23 protein-coding genes and 1 tRNA gene are annotated in these 23,912 nt (G+C 69.5%); 16 read left to right on the top strand and 8 right to left on the bottom strand.

The window, feature by feature from the left end; translation table 11 throughout:
- Nucleotides 1-9 precede the first annotated feature (9 nt).
- Nucleotides 10-1,539, bottom strand: a complete 1,530-nt coding sequence (locus ACXDC7_RS10675) for a glutamate synthase-related protein (protein WP_459222114.1) — start codon at nucleotides 1,537-1,539, stop codon at nucleotides 10-12.
- Nucleotides 1,540-1,731: 192 nt separating this feature from the next.
- Between ACXDC7_RS10675 and cmk the strand changes: the two genes are divergently transcribed.
- The 3 genes from cmk (at nucleotide 1,732) to der (ending at nucleotide 6,375) form a co-directional block, all read left to right on the top strand.
- The gene (gene cmk / locus ACXDC7_RS10680) at nucleotides 1,732-2,451 is read left to right on the top strand and encodes a (d)CMP kinase (protein WP_459222115.1); all 720 of its coding nucleotides are present in this window, start codon (nucleotides 1,732-1,734) and stop codon (nucleotides 2,449-2,451) included.
- Between the two features lie 58 nt (nucleotides 2,452-2,509).
- Nucleotides 2,510-4,909, top strand: coding sequence for a beta-N-acetylglucosaminidase domain-containing protein (locus ACXDC7_RS10685; RefSeq protein WP_459222116.1), 2,400 nt, complete (start codon nucleotides 2,510-2,512; stop codon nucleotides 4,907-4,909).
- Nucleotides 4,910-5,019: 110 nt separating this feature from the next.
- A complete protein-coding gene (der, locus tag ACXDC7_RS10690) occupies nucleotides 5,020-6,375 on the top strand; it encodes a ribosome biogenesis GTPase Der (RefSeq protein WP_179443575.1) in 1,356 nt (451 codons plus the stop codon).
- Here the strand turns inward: der and ACXDC7_RS10695 are convergent.
- Complete coding sequence (locus tag ACXDC7_RS10695) at nucleotides 6,372-6,809, bottom strand: DUF2231 domain-containing protein (RefSeq protein WP_179443574.1); 438 nt, start codon at nucleotides 6,807-6,809, stop codon at nucleotides 6,372-6,374. The genes der and ACXDC7_RS10695 overlap by 4 nt on opposite strands.
- 53 nt (nucleotides 6,810-6,862) lie before the next feature.
- Here ACXDC7_RS10695 and ACXDC7_RS10700 point away from each other — a divergent pair, with 53 nt between their 5' ends.
- The 3 genes from ACXDC7_RS10700 (at nucleotide 6,863) to ACXDC7_RS10710 (ending at nucleotide 9,080) form a co-directional block, all read left to right on the top strand.
- On the top strand, nucleotides 6,863-7,384 hold the full coding sequence (locus ACXDC7_RS10700) for a DUF3995 domain-containing protein (protein WP_459222117.1): 522 nt from the start codon (nucleotides 6,863-6,865) through the stop codon (nucleotides 7,382-7,384).
- A 31-nt stretch (nucleotides 7,385-7,415) separates the two neighbouring features.
- Nucleotides 7,416-7,489, top strand: a tRNA-Pro gene (locus ACXDC7_RS10705).
- A 433-nt stretch (nucleotides 7,490-7,922) separates the two neighbouring features.
- Nucleotides 7,923-9,080, top strand: a complete 1,158-nt coding sequence (locus tag ACXDC7_RS10710; protein WP_459222118.1) for an SIR2 family protein — start codon at nucleotides 7,923-7,925, stop codon at nucleotides 9,078-9,080.
- 139 nt (nucleotides 9,081-9,219) lie between these two features.
- Here ACXDC7_RS10710 and ACXDC7_RS10715 read toward each other — a convergent pair whose 3' ends face one another.
- Nucleotides 9,220-9,687: a MarR family winged helix-turn-helix transcriptional regulator gene (locus ACXDC7_RS10715; protein WP_459222119.1), complete on the bottom strand. Its 468-nt coding sequence runs from the start codon at nucleotides 9,685-9,687 to the stop codon at nucleotides 9,220-9,222.
- Nucleotides 9,688-9,739: 52 nt separating this feature from the next.
- Here ACXDC7_RS10715 and ACXDC7_RS10720 point away from each other — a divergent pair, with 52 nt between their 5' ends.
- A complete protein-coding gene (locus ACXDC7_RS10720; protein WP_459222120.1) occupies nucleotides 9,740-10,093 on the top strand; it encodes a hypothetical protein in 354 nt (117 codons plus the stop codon).
- A 561-nt stretch (nucleotides 10,094-10,654) separates the two neighbouring features.
- On the opposite strand, the gene ACXDC7_RS10725 is transcribed toward ACXDC7_RS10720, so the two are convergent.
- Nucleotides 10,655-11,263, bottom strand: coding sequence for an NADPH-dependent FMN reductase (locus tag ACXDC7_RS10725; RefSeq protein ID WP_459222121.1), 609 nt, complete (start codon nucleotides 11,261-11,263; stop codon nucleotides 10,655-10,657).
- A 97-nt stretch (nucleotides 11,264-11,360) separates the two neighbouring features.
- Here ACXDC7_RS10725 and ACXDC7_RS10730 point away from each other — a divergent pair, with 97 nt between their 5' ends.
- Entirely contained in the window at nucleotides 11,361-12,002 is a 642-nt protein-coding gene (locus ACXDC7_RS10730) for a TetR/AcrR family transcriptional regulator (protein ID WP_459222122.1), read from the top strand.
- 110 nt (nucleotides 12,003-12,112) lie between these two features.
- Here the strand turns inward: ACXDC7_RS10730 and ACXDC7_RS10735 are convergent, their stop codons facing one another.
- A complete protein-coding gene (locus tag ACXDC7_RS10735; protein WP_459222123.1) occupies nucleotides 12,113-12,664 on the bottom strand; it encodes a hypothetical protein in 552 nt (183 codons plus the stop codon).
- A 61-nt stretch (nucleotides 12,665-12,725) separates the two neighbouring features.
- Between ACXDC7_RS10735 and ACXDC7_RS10740 the strand changes: the two genes are divergently transcribed.
- From ACXDC7_RS10740 to ACXDC7_RS10760, 5 genes are all read left to right on the top strand, one after another.
- Nucleotides 12,726-13,337, top strand: coding sequence for a TetR/AcrR family transcriptional regulator (locus tag ACXDC7_RS10740; protein WP_459222124.1), 612 nt, complete (start codon nucleotides 12,726-12,728; stop codon nucleotides 13,335-13,337).
- Nucleotides 13,334-13,567, top strand: a complete 234-nt coding sequence (locus ACXDC7_RS10745) for a hypothetical protein (RefSeq protein ID WP_459222125.1) — start codon at nucleotides 13,334-13,336, stop codon at nucleotides 13,565-13,567. Before ACXDC7_RS10740 ends, ACXDC7_RS10745 begins: the two co-directional genes overlap by 4 nt.
- Before the next feature lie 85 nt (nucleotides 13,568-13,652).
- A complete protein-coding gene (locus ACXDC7_RS10750; RefSeq protein WP_459222126.1) occupies nucleotides 13,653-15,170 on the top strand; it encodes a nitrilase-related carbon-nitrogen hydrolase in 1,518 nt (505 codons plus the stop codon).
- The gene (locus ACXDC7_RS10755; protein WP_459222127.1) at nucleotides 15,160-16,329 is read left to right on the top strand and encodes a sensor histidine kinase; all 1,170 of its coding nucleotides are present in this window, start codon (nucleotides 15,160-15,162) and stop codon (nucleotides 16,327-16,329) included. Before ACXDC7_RS10750 ends, ACXDC7_RS10755 begins: the two co-directional genes overlap by 11 nt.
- On the top strand, nucleotides 16,329-17,000 hold the full coding sequence (locus ACXDC7_RS10760) for a response regulator transcription factor (protein WP_179443557.1): 672 nt from the start codon (nucleotides 16,329-16,331) through the stop codon (nucleotides 16,998-17,000). Before ACXDC7_RS10755 ends, ACXDC7_RS10760 begins: the two co-directional genes overlap by 1 nt.
- A 7-nt stretch (nucleotides 17,001-17,007) precedes the next feature.
- On the opposite strand, the gene ACXDC7_RS10765 is transcribed toward ACXDC7_RS10760, so the two are convergent.
- Nucleotides 17,008-17,577 (bottom strand): M15 family metallopeptidase, encoded by a 570-nt coding sequence (locus tag ACXDC7_RS10765; protein ID WP_459222128.1) that lies wholly within the window; start codon nucleotides 17,575-17,577, stop codon nucleotides 17,008-17,010.
- 86 nt (nucleotides 17,578-17,663) lie between these two features.
- Between ACXDC7_RS10765 and ACXDC7_RS10770 the strand changes: the two genes are divergently transcribed.
- Together ACXDC7_RS10770 and ACXDC7_RS10775 are read left to right on the top strand one after the other, a co-directional pair.
- On the top strand, nucleotides 17,664-18,359 hold the full coding sequence (locus ACXDC7_RS10770; RefSeq protein ID WP_459222129.1) for a response regulator transcription factor: 696 nt from the start codon (nucleotides 17,664-17,666) through the stop codon (nucleotides 18,357-18,359).
- Between the two features lie 2 nt (nucleotides 18,360-18,361).
- Nucleotides 18,362-19,471: a sensor histidine kinase gene (locus ACXDC7_RS10775; protein WP_459222130.1), complete on the top strand. Its 1,110-nt coding sequence runs from the start codon at nucleotides 18,362-18,364 to the stop codon at nucleotides 19,469-19,471.
- A 54-nt stretch (nucleotides 19,472-19,525) separates the two neighbouring features.
- On the opposite strand, the gene ACXDC7_RS10780 is transcribed toward ACXDC7_RS10775, so the two are convergent.
- Nucleotides 19,526-20,923: an MFS transporter gene (locus tag ACXDC7_RS10780; RefSeq protein WP_459222131.1), complete on the bottom strand. Its 1,398-nt coding sequence runs from the start codon at nucleotides 20,921-20,923 to the stop codon at nucleotides 19,526-19,528.
- 200 nt (nucleotides 20,924-21,123) lie between these two features.
- Here ACXDC7_RS10780 and ACXDC7_RS10785 point away from each other — a divergent pair, with 200 nt between their 5' ends.
- On the top strand, nucleotides 21,124-22,776 hold the full coding sequence (locus ACXDC7_RS10785; RefSeq protein ID WP_459222132.1) for a fatty acid--CoA ligase: 1,653 nt from the start codon (nucleotides 21,124-21,126) through the stop codon (nucleotides 22,774-22,776).
- Here the strand turns inward: ACXDC7_RS10785 and ACXDC7_RS10790 are convergent, their stop codons facing one another.
- Nucleotides 22,777-23,838 carry an alpha/beta hydrolase gene (locus tag ACXDC7_RS10790; RefSeq protein ID WP_459222133.1) on the bottom strand — a complete coding sequence of 354 codons (1,062 nt, stop codon included), beginning with the start codon at nucleotides 23,836-23,838 and terminating at the stop codon, nucleotides 22,777-22,779.
- Nucleotides 23,839-23,912 lie beyond the last annotated feature (74 nt).

The following is a 23,912-nucleotide window of genomic DNA, read 5'->3' on the forward strand; positions in this document are numbered from 1 at the left end:
GCGTTCTGATCAGCGATGGGGCCCGAGCAGCTCCTCGCAGGCCGCGATCGCGGCGGGGGTCGGCACGTTCCAGCCGGGCCGGTAGCCGTAGACCTCGCGTACCGTGGCCGAGCCGGAGGCGCCGTCCATGATCTCGACATCGTCGGGGGAGACCAGGGCCGGGTGCGGTACGCCGACCGCCTCCGCGACGCGCGCGAGGTCGCGGCGCAGCGTACCCAGATAGTTCGCCACCCGGATCGACTTGTCGTGCGGGTCCAGGCCGTGCGCGAGCCAGCGGTTCTGCGTCGCGACGCCGGTCGGGCAGTGGTCGGTGTGACACTTCTGCGCCTGGATACAACCGACGGCGAGCATCGCCTCCCGGCCGACGTTGATCAGGTCCGCGCCCAGGGCGAACGCGACGATCGCATTGTCGGGTACGCCGAGCTTGCCCGATCCGATGAAGATCAGATCGTCGGCCAGCCCCGCCTCGGCGAACCGGGACCAGACCTTGGCGAACCCCACCCGGAACGGGAAGGCGACCGAGTCGGCGAAGATCAACGGAGCGGCGCCGGTGCCGCCCTCGCCGCCGTCGATGGTCAGGAAGTCGATGCCGCGGTCGCCGCGGGCCTGGGCCTCGATCAGCTCGTCGAAGAAGGTCAGGTGCCCGACGGCGGTCTTGATCCCGACGGGCAGACCGGTCTCGGCGGCCACCAGCTCCACGAAGTCGAGCATGGAATCGACGTCGCCGAAGGCCGTGTGCCGCGACGGGCTGGCGCAGTCGACGCCCTCCTCGATGCCACGGATGCGGGCGATCTCGGGCGTCACCTTGACCCCGGGCAGCATCCCGCCGAGGCCGGGCTTGGCGCCCTGGGACAGTTTGATCTCCAGCGCTCGCACGGGCGCGGAGGCGACCAGGTCCTTGAGCCGGGCAAGATCGAATCGCCCGGCGGCGTCGCGACAGCCGAAGTAGCCGGTGCCGATCTGGAAGATCAACTCGCCGCCGTGCCGGTGATGAGCGGACAGGCCGCCCTCGCCCGTGTCGTGCAGCACCCCGGCCAGCCGGGCGCCCGTGTTCATCGCGCGCACGGCATTCGCCGACAGCGATCCGTAGGACATTCCGGAGATGTTGACCACCGAGCCGGGGCGGAAGGCGTGCCGGCGCCCGCGCGCGCCGCCGAGCACCTTGACCGAGGGCAACCAGGCGTCGTGGGAGTCCATCCGGGTGGGCGGCGCGACCCGGGCGAACGTGCGCTGCTTGATGATCGGATAGCCGACGGTGTATTCGACGTCGTTGTCGGTCCCGAACCCGAAGTAGTTGTTCTCCTGCTTGGCCGAGGCATAGATCCAGCTCCGCTGGTCGCGGCTGAACGGCCGCTCCTCGTTGTTGGAGGCGACGATGTATTGGCGCAGCTCCGGCCCGATCCGCTCGATGGCGTACCGCGCTCGACCAAGGACCGGGAAGTTGCGCCGGATCGCCCGCTTGCGCTGGACCAGGTCCTGGGCGGCCAGCCCGGCGAGGCCGGCCGCAGCGAGCGTTGCTGCGATCCATGGTGCGCGCACGAGAGCCCATTGTGCCGTGCACATCCCGAGAGGTCATGTGCCGTGCACATCCCGAGAGGTCATGTGCCGTGCACATCCCGAGAGGTCATGTGCCGTGCACATCCCGAGCGGGGCGGACCGGTGCAGGTTTGGCCAAACCGTCCGGGTGTCGGCAAGCTTGGCCCGATCATCGGGCCGGAGGAGGGAAGCTGCGTGGGCACAGGACAGGAAGCGACGATCCGCCTCGTCGTGGCGATCGACGGGCCGTCGGGTTCTGGCAAGTCCAGCGCGGCCCGCGGGGTGGCCCGTCGGCTCGGTCTCGCCTTCCTGGATACCGGTGCGATGTATCGAGCGGGCGCCTGGCTCGCCCTCGACCGCGGTGTGGATCTCGCCGACACCGAGGCGACGGCCCGGCTGGTGCGTGCTGCCCGTCTTGACATCGTCACCGATCCCGATGCCTTCGCGATCGCGATCGCCGACATCGACGTGACGGCGGCGATCCGGGAGCCGCGGATCTCGGCCGCCGTGTCGCGGGTGGCCACCAATCTCGCCGTCCGCGAGGATCTGATCGCCCGGCAGCGGGCGATCATCGCCGGCGCCGAGCGCGGGATCGTCGCGGAGGGTCGCGACATCACCACCGTGGTCGCGCCGGATGCGGATGTCCGGGTGCTGTTGGTCGCCGATGCCGATGCGCGGGTGCGGCGCCGGCACACCGAGCTCGGTCAGCGGGTCAGCGCCGCCGACGTCACCGACCAGGTGGTACGCCGAGACGCCGACGACTCGACGGTGGCGAACTTCACCACCGCCGCCGACGGCGTCACCGTGATCGACTCGACCGCGCTGGATCTGGCCGGCGTGATCGATCGGATCCTTGCACTGGCGGACGCCGCGACCGGGACGGAGATTCGGCCCTCGCGCCCCGGTCGGCCCTGAGACATCCGATCAATCGTGTAGCTTGTCGCGCAGCGACAGTCTCGCGAAAGGGTCAACGATGATTCCCGCCCCCCGCCTCCGGCGCCTGGTCGCCGTCCTCGCCGGCTCGGTGCTCGCCCTCGGCACCGCCCTCACCCTCGCCCCGCCCGCGGCCGCCGCACCGCCGGGCCGCGTACCGGTGATCTCCCCGACCCCGCGGGAGGTCCGCGCCGCCGGGCCGGACCTCCCGTTGGCGGGTCGCGTGGCCGTGGTCGTCGGCACCGACACCGATCCCGCGGCGCGTGACCTGCTGCTCGGGGTGTTGCGCGAGCGCGGCGCCCGGCCGCAGGTGGTCGAGGGTGCGGCGCCGCGGGGTGTGCTGACCTTCCACCTCGGCGGCCCGGAGCGCGCCGACGTTCGCGACGCGCTGGGCGACACGGCGCCCGTCTCGGACGAGGAGGGCTATGCGCTGCGGGTCACCCGCGGCGGTGGTTCCGTCGGCCGGGTCGCGCTGGCGGGCGCCGACGGGGCCGGGCAGTTCTATGCGGTGCAGACGCTGCGCCAGGTGCTCACGCCGCGCGGCAGCGGCTGGCGGGTGGCCGGGGTGGAGGTACGCGACGCGCCGGCGATGGCGCTGCGCGGCACCATCGAAGGGTTCTACGGCAAGCCGTGGAGCCAGGCCGAGCGGCTGGACCAGCTCGCCTTTTACGGGCAGATCAAGGCGAACACCTACATCTACGCCCCGAAGGATGATCCCTACCACCGCGAGCGGTGGCGTGACCCGTACCCGGCCGAGAAGCTGGCCGAGCTGCGCGAGCTCGTCGAGCAGGCGGCGGCCAACCACGTCCGGTTCTCCTTCGCCCTCTCCCCGGGCAACACCATCTGCTTCAGCGGCGAGTCCGACCGCGCCGCGCTGCTGGCCAAGTTCGAGGCGATGTATGCGGCCGGGGTCCGCGCCTTCTCCATCCCGCTGGACGACATCGCCCTGCAGTTTCGCTGCGCCGCCGACACCGAACGCTACGGCGCGGCGAATCAGGGCACGGTCGGGCGGGCGCAGGCGGAGCTGTTGAGCTTCGTGCAACGTGAGTTCGTGGCGACCAAGGGCGATGTGTACCCGCTGCAGACGGTTCCCACCCAGTACGGCGACCTGACCGAGACGCCCTACAAGGCGGCCTGGCGCGAGTACCTCGATCCGGCGGTCGTGGTGATGTGGACCGGTACCGATGTCGTCCCGTCGAGCATCACGGTGGAGCAGACCGAACGGATCGGCGAGCTCTTCGGTCGCGAGGTGTTCGTCTGGGACAACTACCCGGTCAACGACTTCGCCCAGACGGCCGGGCGATTGCTGCTCGGCCCCTACGACCACCGTGAGCCGGGGTTGTCCGACACCACCCAGGGCATCGTGTCGAACCCGATGAACCAGGCCTACGCGAGCAAGCCGGTGATCTTCACCATGGCCGACTTCGCCTGGAACGACCGGGCCTACGACCCGAAGGTCTCCGGAGCGCAGGCGGCGCGGTTCCTCGCCGACGGGGACCCGGAGGTGGCGGCGGCGCTGGAGACGTTCGTCGATCTCAACCATGCCGCACCCCGCTTCAATGGCGAGAACTGGTTGCCGCAGGCGCCGCGGCTCGCGGCCGAGCTGGCCCGGTTCTGGGACCGCTGGGACGCCGATCCGCCCGGCGCGTTGGCCGAACTCGATCCGGTGGTGACCGGGATCGAGGAGGCGCCCGCCCTGATTCGCGCCGGCACGGAGGCGGGCTTCGTCGCCGACGCCGACCGGAACCTCACCGCGACGACGTTGTGGGGCGAGTCGCTGCGGGCGGCGTACCGCCTGCTCGGCGCGCTCGACACCGGCGACGCCGACGCCGCCGAGCGGGCCCGGGCCGAGATGGATCGCGCGGCCGCCGAGGCAGCGGCGGTCCGGTCCGAGCCGGGCAAGACCCGGATCGAGGGCCCGGTCAAGATCGGCGACGGGGTGCTGGACGTGTTCATCGCCGATGTCGCCGCCCTGCACGACCGGTCGATGGGGCTGGAGCCGCTGGTGAACGCCAGCCGGGGCAAGCAGGCGACCGCGATCTCGCAGTGGGGCGACGGCTTCGGCCCGGAGCGCGCCGTGGACGGCAACACGGGCAACCTCTTCGCGAGCTCGGGCCGCGAGGTGCAGCCGTGGTGGCAGGTCGACCTCGGCGGGGCGTTCGACGTGGAATCGGTCGCGGTCTACAACCGGGCGGACTGCTGCACCGCACGACTGGCCGACTACTGGGTGCTGACCTCGGAGCGACCGTTCCCGGATTCGCTGGACGCCGCACTGGCGGACCCGGCGGTGACCAAGGTGCGCCGCGACGATGTCGCGGGGGTGCCGACGACGCTGCCGTGGGACGCCCGCGCCCGCTACGTGCGGATCTGGTTCCCCGGCGACGATGCCCGCGAACTCGATCTTGCCGAGGTCGAGGTCCTCGGGCGGGCGGCCTCCTGACCTGCGCCCGCGTTCCGCAGGCCGGCGGACGGCGGGAGGGGGTAGGGTGTGGCGGCCTCCGCGGCGTCGAGCTGCGGGGACGCTGATCACTGACGGCCGGAGGACATGCGATGACGGAACCGGAACCCGCCGCACCCGCGGTCCCGGCCAGCAGGCCGGTGCTGGCGGTGGTCGGCCGACCGAATGTGGGCAAGTCCACGTTGGTGAACCGGATCCTCGGCCGCCGGGAGGCGGTGGTGCAGGACACGCCGGGGGTGACCCGGGACCGGGTGAGCTATGACGCCGTCTGGAACGGCCGCGAGTTCGTGGTCGTGGACACCGGCGGCTGGGCCTCCGACGCCGACGGGATGGCCGCGCGGATCGCAGAGCAGGCCGAGCTGGCGATCGGCGCGGCCGATGCGGTGCTGTTCGTCGTGGACGCCACGGTTGGCACGCTGGACGAGGACGAGGCCGTCGTGCGGGTGCTGCGGCGGTCGAAGAAGCCCGTGGTGCTGGCCGCGAACAAGGTCGACGACCCGCGCGCCGAGGCCGAGGCGGCGGCGATGTGGAATCTCGGCCTGGGGGAGCCGTATGCGGTCTCCGCCCTGCACGGCCGGGGCAGCGGCGATCTGCTGGATGCCGTGCTGGAGGCGCTGCCGCCGGCGCCGCCGGAGAGCTTCGAGGAGGTACGCGGGCCGCTGCGCGTCGCCATCGTCGGCAAGCCGAATGTGGGTAAGTCCTCGCTGCTGAACAAGCTGGCGGGCGCCGAGCGGTCGGTGGTCGACAACGCCTCCGGCACCACCGTGGACCCGGTGGACGAGCTGGTCGAGCTGGACGGGCGTACCTATCAGTTCGTGGACACCGCCGGGATCCGGCGGCGGGTGAAGGAGGCGTCGGGGCACGAGTACTACGCGAGCCTGCGCACCCAGGGCGCGATCGAGCGAGCCGAGATCTGCGTGATGGTGATCGATGCGGCCGAAACAGTGAGCGACCAGGACCTGCGGATCCTGACCAGCGTCGTCGAGGCCGGCAAGGGACTGGTGCTGGTCTTCAACAAGTGGGACCTGACCGACGACGAGCGGCGCTACTACCTGGCGCGCGAGGTCGAGAAGGATCTGCAGACCTACTGGTGGGCGCCCCGGGTCAATCTGTCGGCGCTGTCCGGACGGCACGTGGACCGGCTCGGCAAGGCGATCGAGGAGGCCTACTCGGGCTGGGAGCAGCGGATCTCCACCGGCAAGCTGAACGCATTCCTCGGCCGGCTGGTCGCTGCCCATCCGCACCCGGTGCGGGGCGGCAAGCAGCCGCGGATCCTGTTCGGCACCCAGGCCCAGGCCGGGCCGCCGACCTTCATCCTGTTCACCACCGGTGATCTTGATCCGCAGTACCTGCGCTACGTCGAGCGGCGGCTGCGCGAGGAGTTCGGATTCCCGGGTACGCCGATCCACCTGCAGGTTCGGGCCAGGGAGAAGCGCAAGAACCGCTAGCCCCAGACGGCGGTTGCGCCGGAGTGTCCGGCGAGGATGGTCAGCACCAACGCGCCGAGGCCGCCGACGACCGTGATGATCGTTCCGATCCAGCGCAGGGCGCGGGGCCGGTCGTCGGTTCCGGTGGCCCACAGCGTGATCAGGTAGCCGACCACCAGCGCGATCACCCACCACAGCACGGGGCTGCCGAACCCCATGTGGGTGGTCATCGCCGGCGTCGGGCGCGGGATTGATTCGTAGAGGTCCTTGCCGGACTGGCGGGCGGTCAGCGTGGCGACCAGCGCGATGATCGCGAAGACGGCGATCAGGCTGCCGTACCGGCGCCGGGCGGCGGGCCAGAAGACGGTCACGATGGCCCCGATCGCGACGAGCGGGACCAAGATCACGACGGCGTGGATGATCAACGGGTGCAGCGGGAGGCCGAGGATCGACATGGGTCACCCTAACCCGGACCGTGACGCGTGGCTGGTCGCGAGAGGATGGTTGCGTGAGGGCGCCCGGAGGTCGGATGGTCGGTACGCGCTGGCTGTGGCTGGCGGCCGCCGCGGGTTGTCTGCACGCGGCGTTCAGCCTGTACCGGGCGGTCGGCGGGACCTGGCTCTTGGCGACGGTCGGGCAGTGGGCGGTACGCGCGCGCGCCGAGAGCCCGCTCGTCGTGGGCGGGGGCCTGGCGGCAATCGGGGTGATCAAGCTGGTCGCCGCCCTGGCGCCGGTGCTCACCGAGCGCCGGGGGCCAAGCTGGCTGCGGCGGGCGGTGCGCGCGATCGCCTGGATCGGCGCGGGTGGGCTGGTGCTCTACGGGGGAGCGAACATGCTGATCGCCTGGCTCGTGCTCGGCGGCGCGATCCGGCCCGATGGCGGCTACGACCGTGACGCGATGATCGGGCACGCTGCGCTGTGGGACCCGCTGTTCCTGGTCTGGGGCGTCTGCCTGGCGATCGGGCTGTGGCTGACCCGCCGGCGATCGACGGCGCGCCCCCACGAAGGTGACCCGGACGAGTCCGACTGATAACCTTCCACCCGCGCCGGGATCGGCGCGGCGGGCTGTGGCGCAGCTTGGTAGCGCACTTGACTGGGGGTCAAGGGGTCGCAGGTTCGAATCCTGTCAGCCCGACAATGTGATGTCTCAGGACATCGGATAGCCGGACCTGCGATGGTTTTGGTCGGCTTAGTGCGTGTGGGTCCGCTGGATGCTCCAGTGCCTCGGTAGTCGAGCGTGAGTTCGCGGAGGATTTCGCTGGCGGTCGCGTTGATGACACGACCCCCGCTTCCACTCAGCTAGTCACTCGAGCTCGATGGTCTTGGGTCTCGGACTTCACACCCGAGAGATCGACGCGATGCGATCATCGAACTCACCAACGGAGGGCATCGGATCGCGCGTGGAGAACCGTCAACTTCTTCTCGCTCAACGCACTTTCTCGGGATGAGCGCATCAGACTAGGAAGCACCCAACTCGCGATCCGGTGAGTCTCGCTTCGTCCCCCACGTCCTTCAGACGAGGGTTTCCGGCTAGGCTGAGGGGCAAGCGGGCGGGCCATTCGGCCCGCATGAACGATCTGAATGGCGGTGTGAACATGACCCCTGAGCGGAACATCGCAACACTCGTTGGCAACGGTCTATCCATCGCGTTCAACCCGGAATTGAACCTCCAGTGCATCACTGAAGAGGTGCTTCGTCGTATCGAAGAGTCAGACGGTGGTGACGTTGTTGTCGCCATGAAAGAGATTGCCGAGCGGGCTCTTCCCGGCGGCGCATCGAGTGCCGAGGACTTCGAAGTGCTTGTGGGTGCCTTCGGGGCCGAGTCGCGTACACTGGATGTTCTGAATACTCTCGCCGAGTTGACCCAACCCGCTGACATAGAGCTCAGGAAGGCCATCAAACGAGTCTCTAGGTTCGCTGAACAAGTGCGAGACACAGGCGTATCGCATGTTCTTGAAGTGATTGCTGAGCGATCACACGCTTATGTTGATGAAGCCCAGAGCCTCTACGACCTGGTGACAGCGATCACCACGTCCTTCGGTGGCAAAGTTGTCATTGCCAATCTCAACTACGACACGCTTCTGCTCGCCGCTCTGCTGAAGGTCTGCCAACCCGAGCTAGCAGATATGGGGCACGGGTACCACCGCGTGAAGGTTCTGGTTGCCGACGGAGTCCTACACGAGGTGCCGAAGCTCAGATCAAGCAGCGCGGATTTTCCGACGGACAAGAGGGTGCAGCTACTACACATTCACGGATCGCTGACCTTCTGGGCGACGCGAGACGGGACGATTCACGCGAAGCTGCCCAAGGAGGTGCTCGATAATGACGACCAGTGGCGTGCGATCCGTGAAGACACAACGAACGTCCGACCAGTCGTTGTTCTCGCGAACCGGAAGGACAAGGCAGAACACGTCGCTAAGTTCCCCTTTAATTTGGCATACGAGATGTTGGCGGACGGACTGGCTGACGCTGAACACTGGCTCATAATCGGCTATTCCTTCAAGGACGATCCCGTGAACTCCACGCTACGGGCGGAGTTCATCAACCGCGATCCGAAACCCACCGTCCTCATCGTGACTTACGGCGACGAGCCGCGTCGCCGCGATGTGGAGCGGGCATTTGGCTGGGGTGTCGAGGACGGTTCTTCCAGGACATGGCTCACTTTCAACCGCAATGGTGCGTGCGGCGTGGAGACGACCGGCAACTGGCAAGACTTCGTCATGTAGCGAGGGAGTTCCCGAAGCCCGTCCAGTCGGAAGCGCACCTGCGCCGTGTGGCGGTTTCGATGCGGGTGGTGCGTACGGGCGACTGCTACAACTCCCTGCCCAAAGGTGTCTTGATCGGCTTGTTTCTGCGGTTCTTCGTCTACTCCGTGACTCTGGGGGTCGCGTAGGTTGCGGGGCGCCGCGCGTCGAGCTCGCGCAGCAGCGCGTCGAGCGCGGCCTGCCCGGCCTGCGAGAGGGTGGCCCGGAACTCGGCGTCGAGTTCGGCGGCAGCACTTTCGCTCTTCGATAGAAGGTCACGGCCTCGCTTGGTGAGCTCGATGGTCTGCACTCGCCTGTCTGTGGCGCTGCGCGAGCGGGTGACTGCGCCGAGTTCGATGAGCTGATCGGCCAGCGATACCACCAAGCTGGGTGCAACCTGTAGTCGTGTCGCGATGTCGCGCTGTGAGTGGGCGAGGCCCGCGTTGACCACGGCGAGCAGGCCGACCTGTTTGTGCGTGACTCCGATCTGCTCGATGCGTTCGGAGAACGCGTGCGTGAGCCGCGCCCCCAGCAGACCCAGCCGGAAGCACGCCGTGCCCAGGATCGCCTCGGTGTCCTCCTCGCTCATGATCGCTACGGTAGCATCGTGAATTATTCAGTAGTGAATGAATGATTGGAGAATGAGTATGCCTTGGTGGATCGCGCTGCTCAACACTCTGGCGGCTCTCGCCTCGACCGGCTTCGGCGTCGCCGCGCTGGTCAAGCCCGCCCTGATCGCACCCCGAACCGACGACAGCACAATCAGCCGCTTCTACCCAGCGATGTACGCTGCTCGCGCGATCCCGCTCGGCCTCGCGGTCAGCATTGCAGTCTGGTTGCCCGCCACGTCAACGCTTCTGCTTCTGCTCGGGGCCGCGATCCTCGCGCAAGTCGGGGACGTCATCATCGGGGGTCTGCATCGGCTACCCGGGATGACCGCCGGTGCGCTATTCGCCGTGCTCTGTCATGGTGCGGCAGTTCTGGCGACGCTCTAAACCCGGGATCAGTCGGCCGGAGGGCTACAGACCACGCCCTGGTCCATCGCGGCGTGGGTCATGGCGGTGGGGGTCGTGCTCGAACAGGTCGTGCAACTGCCGTGCCCGTTCTGCTGCCTGCTGTCGAGCTCGCGGTGCCGTGCGGATTCGCTGCCCGCATCCCGATGTAGTCGCGGCGTACATGTTCAACTCTCCGTACTCGCCTACCAGCAGCCTCGGCCGTTCCCGCTCGTGCCGGTCGCGATTCGCTGGGCCGGCCTACCAGCAGCTCGCCTCGATCGGCGTGCGGATCGAACAGCGCGACGACGCTCTCTCGGGTCGATGCGACCGGTCCGGACGGTGCGGGTGGCGCACGTCGATATCGCCAGTGTCGGGGCGGCGGCACGCGATCACTGCGAGTGGCGGAGCACCTTGAATCTCGGCTTCGCGGTCACCGCGCGCTGTGCCCAGGGCGTCACCACCGACGCCGCCCACGCGGGCCGTTTCGCTTGGTCTGCCCCCGGGCCTGTCGAACTTCCGGGTCGACTGCTCGCCCGTGACTCGTCCGCTGCGGAGGCTAGGTCAATACCTGGTTACCCGTAGCGAAGCGAGTGCTTCTGTCCAGGCGATGACCTCGTCGATCAGCGTGCTTAGCGCGGCCTCTTGGTGGGGGTTGGGCTTCAGTGCGCCTGGGTCGGTGGGGTCTGTCGGGTCGGCGAACTCGAACTCGGTGAACACGGGCAGTGCGACGTGGCTGCGCACGGTGGCGACTTTGACTTCGGCCAGGGAGAGTCTGAGATGTTCGACTGCGCGCGTGCCGCCTTGGGTGCCGAGGCTGACGAACCCGGCGGCCTTGTTGTTCCATTCGGCGAACAGGTAGTCGATGGCGTTCTTCAGGGCCGCGGGCATGGAGTGGTTGTACTCGGGGGTCACGAAGATGAAGCCGTCGTAGCTACCGATCGTCTCTGCCCAGCGCCGAGTGTGGGCATTCTCGTACTGGCCCATCATGGGCGGCAGCCGCTCATCGAACAGTGGCAGGTTGTAGTCGGCGAGATCTACGAGGTCGACGCTCGCCTCGCCCGCGGCGATCGCGGGCTGGGTGCGGGCGGAGTGAGCCACCCAGTCGGCGACGGCGGTGGTTCGCCGTCCGGGGCGGGTGCTGCCGATGATGACGGCGAGGCGGATTGTCATGCGGTGCTCCTGGCTTTTGGTCTTACCTCGGGGATGTCTGTCCGGTAGGCTACAACGAGCGTAGCAATGCGTACAACACATACTGTAAGGAGTGGAGATGGCCGAGTCGCAGAGTCCGCGTCCACGCGGCGGGCAGGCCGACAAGCGTCGGGCGATACTTGCCGGTGCACTGCGCGTGTTCGCTCGTGATGGCTACACCCGAGCCAGCATTGACGGCATTGCTGCCGAGGCGGGCGTTTCCTCACGCACGATCTACAACCACTTCACCGACAAGGCCGAGTTGTTCGGCGTCGTCATCGTCGAGAGCACCGCGAGTGCCGCCGAGCTGCAGGTCGCGATCATCGAACGGCACTTGGCCAAGATCCTCGACCTGGAAGCCGACCTCATCTCCTTCGGTGAAGAACTTGCCGTGCCACCAGAGGGATACGCCGAGCACTTCGGGCTCGTTCGCCAGGTCATCGCCGAAGCAGAGCACATCCCGGCCGAGGCCGTCACCGCCTGGCAGGAGGCCGGACCGCGCCACGTTCGCCGCGTCCTGGGGCAACACCTCGCTGCCGCACAAGACCGCGGACTGTTGCGGGTTCCTGATCCAGAACTCGCAGCATCACAATTGATGTCGCTGCTCTCAGTGGTACACCCCACACATGTTGGGGACGCACCAGACGCCAAAGAGATCACCCGCATCGTGACCTCGGGCGTCGGTCTGTTTCTGCATGGCTACCAGCCCTCTGCCAACTGAAATGGTCCCCGTGCGCCCATTCGATGAAGTCCGGCTTCGGGCGCGCCGACAAGAAAATCTGGCTTCCGAACTCATCCTGGGTCAGCCACGGAGCTTCCCGGGGCACAGGCCTACAGGTTGGCACACACCGAGTTGGCCGCGAAGGGATCGCGGAGCTGGCGTTTGCGCTCGATCTCGCGGGCGAGTTTCGGGGCCGCGGTGTACGCCGCCTGTGCGGCCCGCGCGATCTGAGGCTGGGCGAGAGGATCGATGCGCGACGCTGCGCCCTCGATGAAGTCGGCGGCGTTGTCCACCGCCTGCTGGCGTTCGTCGAAGGCCCCGCGAAGGTCGGCGAGCACCGCTTCGCCGTCCTCGACCGGCGGCGAACCGAGTGCTTCGATGGATGCTCGTGCCGATCTGATCTGGGTGGAGACGGCCTTGAGATGCGACACAAGCTCGGCGGCCGTCGCCGGATCCGAGACCCGGGACCAGTCCAGCTCGCTTCGGCGATCGGCGGTCTCGGCTACCGTGCCGACGGCGGCGCAGGCACTGCCGACCCACGCCTCGACCGGGCCGCTCACGTTCTCACCGTCGCGGCGCTCAGGCAGTGCGCAGCCCGCCGTCAGGAGCACCGCGACGAGATATCCCGCCAGCACCGCCTCGGTCGGCATTCGAAGACCCATCCCGCCTCCTGTTGGTGATCTCGTGAACATCACGCTAGCACAGGCGTGCTAGTATTCGTCCATGGCACGTGTGGACCATCAGCAACGGCGGCGCGAGATCGCGGAGGCGGTCTGGCGGTTACTGGAGAACGGCGGGGTCGAGTCGGCATCGGTACGCGGGGTCATCGCCGAGACCGGGCTGTCGTCGGGATCGATCCGGTTCTTCTTTTCGACCCAGGCAGGGCTGCACCAGTTCGCGATGGCGAGCCTTGCCGAGCGGGTCCGGGAGCGAATCCGCGGCGCGACCGCCGAGCCGGATCCCAGCGCCCGCGCCCTGGCAATGGCGAGCGAACTGATGCCCTTGAGAGACGACACCGAGCGCGAGCTGTCCGTCTGGATGGCGTTCGTCGCGAAGGCTCGACACGACCCGGAACTCGCCCGCATCGTCGCCGAGCAGGCCACCGCCATCCGGGAGTTCCTCGCGAAACTCCTGTCCGACCTGGTGGCCCTCGGTGTTCGGGCCCCGGGCACCGACACCGGCACCGACGTCGCCCACCTGAACGCCGTCATCGACGGCCTCACCCTCGAATTACTGACCGTCCCGGAGCTGATCGACAGGGATCAGGCCGCTGCGCTGCTGCGACGCGCGCTGCTGCCCGGCGAGGAGCCGACCCGCAAGGAGGAGAACGCATGACCCAGCGAAGGCAGGCACCCGAGGCCCGCGCCCGGGCCACATCCGGGCGGTGGGCGCCGTGGTGGATCTATCTGATCGTGCTGCTGGGGACCAACTACCTGCGCAGCTACTTCCTGCCGGGCGGGTCGATGCCGCTGGCCGTCACGGCGGCGATCGCCATCGGCCAGGCAGTTGTGCTGTTCGTGATCATCACGGCGATCTGGCGGGCAACCCGCCGCAGCGCGGGCTGAGTGGTTCGACGGTAGGGAAAACCGGACCGCCAGCTCGTCGGTCAGCGCCACTGTGTAACGGGGCCGGTGCGGCTGGAATGATCACATGCCCTTCACCGATGCCCCGTCCACCACCGACCCCACGAACACCGATCCGGCCGCCGCGCCGAGGCGGGCCCGGCGTACCGCCTGGCTGATCGTCGGAGCGGCCGCCGCGATCCTCGCCGCGCCGGGCCCGTTGCAGGTCCCGCTGCTGATCTTCGTCGCCATCCCGGCGATGATCGTTTGGGGCCGCTCGGCGTCGTCGTGGCGTGCCGCTCTGGCCGGCCAGTGCGCGGTCTGGGGAGCCAGCACGGTCTGGACCTTCCTCAGTGCCGCCCTCGCCGATGTCAAGGTCCTCGACCCGACCATTCTGGCGTTGTCGATCATGTACCTGCCGCTCAATGTCGTCCCGATGCTCGCCGACCGCTGGCTCGCCCGAAGCTTCCGCGACCGCCCGCTGCTCGCCAGCCTCGGCTACCCGACGGTGCGGGTGATCGGGGAGTACGCCTTCGCCTGCCTGATGCCGCTGGGCGGCGTGCTCGGACTGCTCGGCAGCAGCCAGGCGGAGTTCCCGGCGCTGATCCAGCTCGCGTCCGTGACCGGGGTCTGGGGCGTGTCGTTCATGATCGGCTGGGTGGGCTCGCTCGGCGCGGGCGTCCTACTCGGCGGCCTCCGCTCGGCCGCGGCGCGACGCTGGTTCATCGGCCTGGCCGCGCTGGCGGCGGTGATCATCGGCGGCTCGATCCGGCTCGCGGTCGCCGACCTGGTGCCGGCCGAACGGGTCCGCGTCGCCTCGATCAGCGTGCCCGCCGAGCTGCGCAACACCGACACCGGCAGCGGCGCAGTCGCCCGGACCGAGGCGATGGTCAGCGCGACCGAACGCGAGCTGGAGGCCGGCGCGAAGATCGTCTCCTGGTCCGAGGCGGCCGGCCTGACGCGTACCCAGCGGGACCACGACGCCCTGCTGGCGCGGATCGGGGACCTGGCCGCCAGGCACGACGCCTGGATCAATCTGGGCCTCGGCCACGGCGAGCTGACCTCGCCGGAGGCGAAGGTGCGCAACCTCAGCGTGCTGGTCGGGCCCGACGGCTCGGTGGTTTGGACCTACGACAAGGCCCGGCCGATCCCCGGGTTGGAGGACAACCTGACCGCGGGGGATGGCAAGCTACCGATCGCCGAGACCCCGTATGGTCGGCTGACCACGATGATCTGCTACGACACCGACTTCCCGAGCACGGCCCGCGCCGCCGGCGGGGCTGACATCTTGTTGTCCCCGACGTTCGACTGGCCGGGCATCGAGCGCCTGCACGCGATGTCGGCGACGCTGCGGTCGGTCGAGACCGGCGTGCAGTTCGTCCGCTCCACTGCGGGCGGCTGGTCGATGATCATCGACGGCAACGGGCGCTGGCGTTCGGTGACTCCCGACGGGGACAGCGGCCAGACCGTGGTGCTGGCCGACGTTTCGACCCGCGGCGTCCGGACCGTCTACGCCGTACTCGGCGACTGGTTCCCCGCCGCCGCGGGCCTCGGCCTCGCCGGCCTGCTCGCCGCGGCCGTGATCGGGCGGCGCCGTGCCCGTTGAGGCGGACCGCCCCGGCCTGCCACGGGCGGCGGTCGGTCGGGCGCTTGGCTGCTGGGCCTACGCTCTGCTGACCGCCGCCCGGTCGATCGTCGCCTGGCCGGCCGTGATCGCGTCCACGGTGTTGGTGATCACCATTCCGCTGCTGCTGCCGATCGCGCTGGCCATCGCCGCGAGCGAGCGGGCGCTGCTCCCGCTGATCGGCCGGTACGCCCGGGACCGCCACCGACGCTGGCGGGGGCAGGGGGAGCGCTGGTGGCGGCTGCGCTGGTCGGAGGCCGCGACCCGCGACGACCTCCGTTACGCGGGCGCCTGGCTGGTCACGTCGCTGGTCGCCTGGGCCGTGCCCGCGCTGCTCGTCGGCGGCGTGATCTTCGCCCGACAGGCGGTGATCGGCCCCTGGCAGTGGGCGCTGCTCGCCGTGGGGCTGGTGACACTGTCGGGGGTGATCTCCTGGCCGGTGGCCGAGGGTCAGGGCTGGCTCGCCTCCCGGCTGCTCGGCGGCCGGGACCTCGACGCCGAGGTCGGCGAGCTGCGCGAGTCGCGAACCCGCTTGGCTGCCGCCTTCGAGGCGGAACGGATCCGGATCGAGCGCGACCTGCACGACGGCGCCCAACAGCAGTTGCTGGCGCTCGGCCTGACCATCGGGCTGGCGCGCGAGGCGGCTGGCCCCGAACGCGATCTGCTGCTCGACCGGGCAGCGGACGAGGCGGCGCGCGCGAGTGATCAACTCCGCACGCTGGTACGCGGGATCCGGCCCAGGGTCCTCGATGACCACGGCCTCGGGGCCGCCCTGGCCGAGATCGCGGGCCGGAGCGGGGGCACGGTAGCGCTGGATATCGCGCCGGTCCGGTTCGATCCGGCCGCGGAGAGCTGCGCCTACTTCGTCGCCATGGAGGCGCTGACCAATGCCACCAGGCATGCCGGGGCCACGCGGGTGATGATCACGATCACCGAACGCGACCGGGACCTGGTCCTCACCGTCGTCGACGACGGGCACGGCGGCGCCGTGGTGCGCCCGGGTGGCGGCCTGCAGGGCCTGATCGACCGGGCGGCGGTGCACGACGGCAGCATCGCGATCGACAGCGCGGCCGGCGGCCCGACGACGCTTTCGCTGCTCATCCCGGGCGCGCTGCGGCAGAGTGACGAGGCGGTGGGGTGATGAGCCGGATCGTGCTGGCCGAGGACTCGGTGTTGCTGCGCGAGGGACTGGTCGCACTGCTGCGCGGCGGCGGCGACGAGGTGGTCGCGGCCGTCGGGCGGGCCGACGAGATCGCCGGTGCGGTGGCCGAACACGAGCCCGATCTGTTGATCACCGACGTGCGGATGCCCGTGCGGGAGGGGTTCGCCGACGCACCCGGTGCCGAGGTGTCCGGCCTGGCCGCCGCGCTGGAGATCCGCCGCGACCGTCCCGACCTGCCCATCCTCGTGCTGTCGCAGTACGTGGCGGCCGCCTACGCCGCGCAACTGATCGACAGCGCGGGCCGGGCCGGGCTGGGGTACCTGTTGAAGCAGCGGATCGCCGACGTGGCCGAATTCCGGCGTACCGTCTCGGTCGTCCTCGCCGGGGGCACGGTGATCGACCCGGACGTGCTGCAGACCGTGCTCGCCGATGCCCGCCGCAATTCCCCGCTGCTCCGGCTCACCCCGCGCGAACGGGAGGTGCTCGCCTGCGTGGCGCGCGGGCTGTCCAATGCTCAGATCGCCGCCGAGCTCGTCGTGGGCGCGGCAGCGGTGGAGAAACACCTCGGCAACGTCTTCGACAAGCTCGGGCTCACCGCCGACGACGGCAACCGCCGGGTGCGCGCAGTCCTGGCCTACCTGAAGGGGTGATCGGGGCCTACCGCTCATTCGCCATCCTCAGCCGGGGATCGCGGGTCGGGTCGGCGTACCGGTCCGGGCAGCCGACCCGGGGCGCGTCCGGCCGCAACTCGAAGTGCCAGGGCTCGTTGCGGTAGATCCGGCACAGCCCGTAGCCCGCGCCGTGCCGGGCCAGCCAGGTCGTCGCCGCGGCCGGCCCAAGATCAACCGCGTCGCCCGACACGTGCGGCGAGTTCTCCGGGGTGGCCACCCAGCGCGCGGCCGCCCGCGCCGACCCGTACTTCCGCACGGCCTCGTCCAACAGTCGTTGCTGGTACGCCCGGGAGCGCCACCCGCTGTTGACCGTGAACGACACACCGGAGTCCTCGGCGTCCGTGGCCGCCCGCCGGAGCGCGCTCAGCAGCGCCGGATCGAGACGGCGGATGCCCGGATAGGACTCGGTGAACACCCCGACGCCATCCGGCAGGACGCCATCGCCCCAGGGCGATCGGGCCGAGCGTGCGGGGTCGGAACCGAGAACGATCGCGGCGAGGATCAACACGGAGGCAGCGACGCCGAATGCCGTGGCGCCGATCAGGATGCGATTCATGCGGCCAGTCAAGGCAGGTGCGCGTTGCCCGGTTGTATCCCGATTTCCTTACACCGACGATATCTGCGGCCTCCTACCATCGAGGCGTGCGCGTACTGGTCGTCGAGGACGAGCCCGATCTGGCGGAGGCGATCCGGGACGGGCTGCGTCTTGCGGCGATCGCGGCGGACCTGGCCGGCGACGGCGACACGGCGCTGGAGATGCTCGCCGTCAACAATTACGACCTGGCCGTGCTGGACCGCGACATTCCCGGACCGTCGGGGAACGACATCGCGGCCCACATCGTCGCCTCGGCGAAGCCGATCCCGATCCTGATGCTGACCGCCGCTGATCGGCTGGACGACCTCGCGTCGGGCTTCGAGCTGGGGGCCGACGACTACCTGACCAAGCCGTTCGAACTGCGCGAACTGGTGCTCCGCCTGCGCGCGCTCGACCGCCGTCGGGCGCACAACCGTCCGCCGGTGTGGGAGATCGCGGGCCTGCGGGTCGACCCGTTCCGCCGGGAGGTGTACCGGGACGGCCGCTATGTGGCCCTGACCCGCAAGCAATTCGCCGTGCTCGAGGTGCTGGTCGCCGCCGGCGGGGGAGTGATCAGCGCCGAGGAACTGCTCGAGCGCGCCTGGGACGAGAATGCCGACCCGTTCACCAACGCGGTGCGGATCACGGTCTCCGCCCTGCGCAAGCGCCTCGGCGCGCCGTGGTTGATCGCGACCGTGCCCGGTGTCGGCTATCGGATCGATCCGGCGTCATCGGACGGTACGCCGGCGGGCGAGGCGCGCTGATCATGGATCGCCGACCCGGCCTGAGTGTCCGCCTCAAGCTGACGCTCAGCTATGCCGGCTTCCTGATCATCGCCAGTCTCGCGCTGCTCGGTGCGGTGTGGGTCTTCCTGCTCCGCGGCCGATTCGTCGCCGGCACCGACGACCTGCGCACGCTCTTCTCCAATGTGTTGCTCCTGCAGGGTTTCGGTCCGGCGGTGTTCGTGCCGGCCGCCGTACTGGTCTTCGCCTTCTTGTTGATCTTCGGCCTGGTCGGCGGCTGGTTCCTCGCCGGCCGGATGCTGGCGCCGCTCGACCGAGTCACGGAGGCGGCCCGGCTGGCGGCCGACGGCTCGCTGGGGCACCGGATCCGGCTACCCGGCCGCCGCGATGAGTTCCGGGAGCTGGCCGACGCCTTCGACACCATGCTCGCCCGGCTGGAGGCACAGGTCGAGGAACAGCAACGGTTCGCGGCCAATGCCTCGCACGAACTGCGCACCCCGCTGGCGATCACCGCAACGCTGCTGGACGTGGCCCAGGCCGACCCGGACCGCGACACCAGCGAGCTGATCGCCATCCTGCGTCGCGTCAACGGCCGCGCGATCGATCTGACCGAGGCCCTGCTGCTGCTCGGCCGCGCCGAGCGGGGCGGGTTCAGCCGGGACCCGGTCGACCTGTCCCTGCTCGCCGAGGAGGCGGTCGAGACGCTGCTGCCGCTCGCGGAACGGCGCGGCGTCGCGATCGAGCTCACCGGGGATGTCGCCGTCGCCGCCGGTTCTCGGGCACTGGTGCTGCAGTTGATCACCAATCTGGTGCACAACGCGATCGTGCACAACGTGGCCGGCGACCCTCGCGTGACGATCCGCACGTCGGCAGATTCCGGGCAGGCGGTGCTGATCATCGAGAACACCGGACCGTCCCTGGGTGCCGGGTTGGTGGCGACGCTCACCGAACCGTTCCAGCGCGGCACCGGGCGGGTTCGCGGTGATCATGCCGGAGTGGGGCTGGGGTTGGCGATCGCCCGCAGCATCGTCGCGGCACACGGCGGCACCCTCGCCCTGCGACCACGGGCCGGTGGCGGGTTGCTCGCCTCCGTTGAGTTGCCGGAGTGGTCCGTCGAACGGGCGCAGTCCTGACGACTCCGCCCGTTCAACTGACCAGACGCCCGGTCTTCCGCAGTGCGCTGCCGCTCAGGACGCCGGCCGCGGCCGATGGCCACTGCCGGGCCGGCGTCCCGCGGGTCGGGAGATCACCCCGGGTACGCCGCGGCCGCGCAACGAGACGCCCTTGGTCTCGATCACGCCGATCAGGGCCACCGCGCCGATCGCGCAGGCGATCATCATGTAGATCGCCGGAAAGATGGTGATCCCGGTCGCCTCGATCGCCGCCTCGTTGACGTAGGGCGCCGTGCCGCCGAACAGCGAGGTCGCGACGTTGTAGGAGATCGCCAGCGCGGCATAGCGCACCTGGGTGGGGAACATCGCCGGGAAGGTCGCCGAGATGGTGGCGAGCTGGGGGACGTAGAGCAGCCCCAGCACCGCAAAGCCGACCGCTGCGCCGATCGCGGAGGTGCCGATCAGCAGATACATCGGGATCGCGAGCACGAACAGGCCGACCAGCGAGAACCACCACATCGGTTTGCGGCCCACCCGGTCCGACAGCGAGCCGGCGAACGGCAGGAAGATCATCATCGCCAACTGGCCGATGATCGGGACGACCAGCGCCCCCTCCTCGGTCAGACCGATGGTGGTCTGCAGATAGGTCGGGGTGTAGGTGATCAAGGTGTAGTTCACGACGTTCAGCGCGATCACCAGCCCGAACAGCTGCAGGATCGGCTTCCAGTAGGTGACCAGCATCTCCTTGAAGACGACGCCGACGTTCTCCTCGGTCTGGTCCTTCTCGTCGAGCTCGCGGAAGACGGGGGTGTCCTCCACCCTGGACCGCAGATAGAGACCGACGATGCCCAACGGTCCGGCGACCAGGAACGGAATCCGCCAGCCCCACTCGTACATGGCGTCGTTGCCGACGACCAGCAGCGTGCCGAGCATCATCAGCGCGCCGAGGGAGAAGCCGCCGAGCGTGCCGAACTCGAGGAAGCTGCCGAAGAAGCCACGGCGCTTGTCGGGGGAGTACTCGGCCATGAACGTGGCGGCCCCGCCGTACTCGCCACCGGTCGAGAAGCCCTGGATCATCCGCAGCAGGATCAACAGGGCAGGCGCCCAGTAGCCGATGGTTTGGAAGCTCGGCAGCAGGCCGACACAGAACGTCGCGGCGGCCATCATCACGATCGTCGCGGCCAGCACCTGCTTGCGGCCGAGCCGATCACCCAGCGGGCCCCAGACCATCCCGCCGAGCGGCCGGATCAGGAACGACACGGCGAAGATGCCGAGCGTGATCAGCGGATTCTCGTTGGGGATGAGGTTCGCGGTGATGAAGGCGGTGCCGTAGGCGTACAGCCCGTAGTCGAACCACTCCGTCGCATTTCCGATGGCCGAGGCTCCGACCGCCCGCTTCAGGGTCTTCGGGTCCACCTCGTGCTCGGCGGGGCTTGCTGTGCCTCCGCCTGTGGAATCCGCCTGTTCAGTCATGTCACCACTCCTGACGCCAAATAGGATTGTCTACAATCGTGGTCCGCCTCACACTAGCCACTGCCCGCGGTGTTGGCCAGCGAGGCCGATCGGTGCGTGTCCGGCGGGCCCGGAAGATCCATCGAAGTGCTTGTGTGGCCCGGCCCGGGAAGGGGAGGATTGCCGCCAAGGCAGCGCCAGCATCCTCCGGAGGGGCTTCGATGAAGAGCACCATGCAGGACTTTCCCCTGACCATCGGGTCGATCCTGACCCACGGGACGACCGTGCATCACGACTCGGAGGTGGTGACGGCCACCGCCGACGGGGTACGCCGGGAGTCCTACGGCGAGCTCGGCGCCCGTGCCGCCCGACTGGCCCACGCGTTGCGCGGACTCGGCATCTCCGGCGACGAGCGGGTCGCCACCTTCCAGTGGAACAACGCCGAACATCTCGAGGCCTATCTCGCCATCCCCTCGATGGGCGCGGTCCTGCATCCGCTGAACATCCGCCTCTTCCCCGAGCAACTGACCTATGTCGCCAACCACGCGCAGGACCGGGTGGTGATCGTCGACGACTCCCTGGTCCCGCTGCTGGCCCGCCAGCTTCCGACCCTGGAGACGGTGACCCATGTCCTGGTCGCGGGCCCGGACGCGGCCGGCGCCGATCTCGACGCGCTGCGGGCCAGCGGCAAGGAGGTGCTCGACTACGCGACCCTGCTCGCCGAGCAGCCCGAGGAGTTCGACTGGCCGGCCGTCGACGAGCGATCCGCGGCGGCGATGTGCTACACCAGCGGCACCACCGGCAACCCCAAGGGCGTCGTCTACAGCCACCGCTCGTCGTGGCTGCACTCCCAGGCCTGTTGCACCGGCAATGCGTCGGGGATGTCGCTGGCCGACCGGATGCTGCCGATCGTCCCGATGTTCCACGCCAACGCCTGGGGCCTGCCCTACGCCGCGATCATGAGCGGCGCATCGCTGTGCATGCCCGACCGCTGGCTGCAGGCAGAACCGCTGGTCCGCTTCATCCAGGAGAGCCGGCCGACCATGTCGGGCGCGGTGCCGACGATCTGGAACGACGTGCTGCGGTACCTCGACGCCCATCCCGACATCACGCTGGATTCGCTGAAGCTGATCCTGTGCGGCGGATCGGCCGTGCCGGTCAGCCTGCAGAAGGCGCTCGCCGAGCGGCACGGGCTGACGATCCGGCAGGCCTGGGGGATGACCGAGACCTCGCCGGTGGCATCGATGGCGACCCCGCCGGTCGGCGTCGAGGGCGAGGAGGCCTGGCGCTACCGGGGCGGACAGGGCCGACCGCTGGTCGGTGTCGAGGCGCGGATCGTCGCTGACGACGGCGCCGTGCTGCCCGCGGACGGCGAGTCGGTCGGCGAGCTGGAGGTACGCGGGCCGTGGGTGACGGCGCAGTACTACAACAGCGACGATCCCGAGACCGGCGCCAAGTTCCATGACGGCTGGCTGCGTACCGGCGATGTGGGCACCCTGGACGACCTGCGCTACATCACCCTCACCGACCGGGCCAAGGACGTGATCAAGTCCGGCGGCGAATGGATCTCCTCGGTCGACCTGGAGAACGCCCTGATGGGCCACGACGCGGTCGCCGAGGCCGCGGTCGTCGGCATCCCGGACGAGAAATGGCAAGAACGCCCGATGGCGGCGGTCGTGATCAAGGAGGGCGCGAGCGCGACCGCGGAGGAACTGCGCGACTACCTGGCCACCCGGTTCGCGAAGTGGCAACTGCCCGATGCCTTCACCTTCATCGACCAGGTGCCGCGTACCTCGGTCGGGAAGTTCGACAAGAAGGTGATCCGCAGGGCCTATGCCGACGGCGAGCTGCAGGTCGATCCGCCGGCGAACTGATCAGCGGCGCCGCAGCCAGGGCAGCAGGTCCGCCAGCAGTTGCCGCGGACCCACCGTGTCGGGCGCCGCCGGCGTCGCATACTCCGGCGGGTCGTCGTGCAGGGTACGCAGGGTGGTGACGACATCGCGGTGCAGGTGGTCGGCGGCGGGCACATGACCGGTCAGCCCGCCCGAGGTGTGCGTCTGCCCCTGGTACTGCACGCAGGTGGCGGGTACGCCGGCCCGCCACAGGGCCCGGGTGTAGGCAGCGCCGTCGCCGCGCAGCGGGTCGAGCTCCGCGGTCAGGATCACCGCCGGCGGCAGCCCCCGGTGCGTGGGGGCGCGCAGCGGGGAGGCGTACCGATGCCGGCGCAGTCGCCGGTCCGGCCCCAGATACTCCTTGACCACCGGTTCGAACACCGGGCGCAGCGCGATCCGCGGCAGGAATCGGGAGACCGCCCGCGGGTCCAGGTGCCCACCGGTGAGGTCGACGACCGGCGCCTCGAGCAGTTGCAGCCGGACCGGGTGATCGGCCCGCTCGGCATTGATCAGCGTCGCCGCAGCGGCCAGGTTCGCGCCCGACGACGCGCCGCCGATCGCCACCCGGGCGGGATCTGCGCCGAGCTCGCGGGCGTGCCGGACCACCCAGTCGAAGATCGCGTAACACTGCTCGGGCTGCGCGGGAAAACGCACTTCCGGGGCGTGGGAGTACTCACCGGCCACCACGATCACGCCGGCCTCGTGCGCCCGGGTCCGGAACTGATGGTCCCAGCCGGGCCAGTCGATACCGGCGATGGTGAACGCGCCGCCGAAGAAGTGGACCAGGACGGGCAGGTCCGCCCCGGGCTCGGCCGGGCTCTCGGTCGGCCAGTACACGCGCAGCCGCGCCGACGGGTACCCCGGCACCACGACCTCCTGCTCACGAGTGGCCACCTCGATGCGGCGGCGGCCGAGCACGGAGTAGGCCCGGTGATCCGCGGCGGTGGTGAGCCGGCGGCGCTCGGCCGGGTCGGGGTTGAACGCTGGGTTGTCTCCCGCGGCCAGCAGTCGTTCGGTGGCCGCTACGAACGGATCGAGGCGCACGGCATCTCCTTGGGTCTCGTGCTCCTTCGAAGCACTTCGAGTCGCTGCAGCGAGTGTAATGTTCGGCTCACCGT

It is taken from the genome of Naumannella huperziae (genome assembly GCF_054073625.1).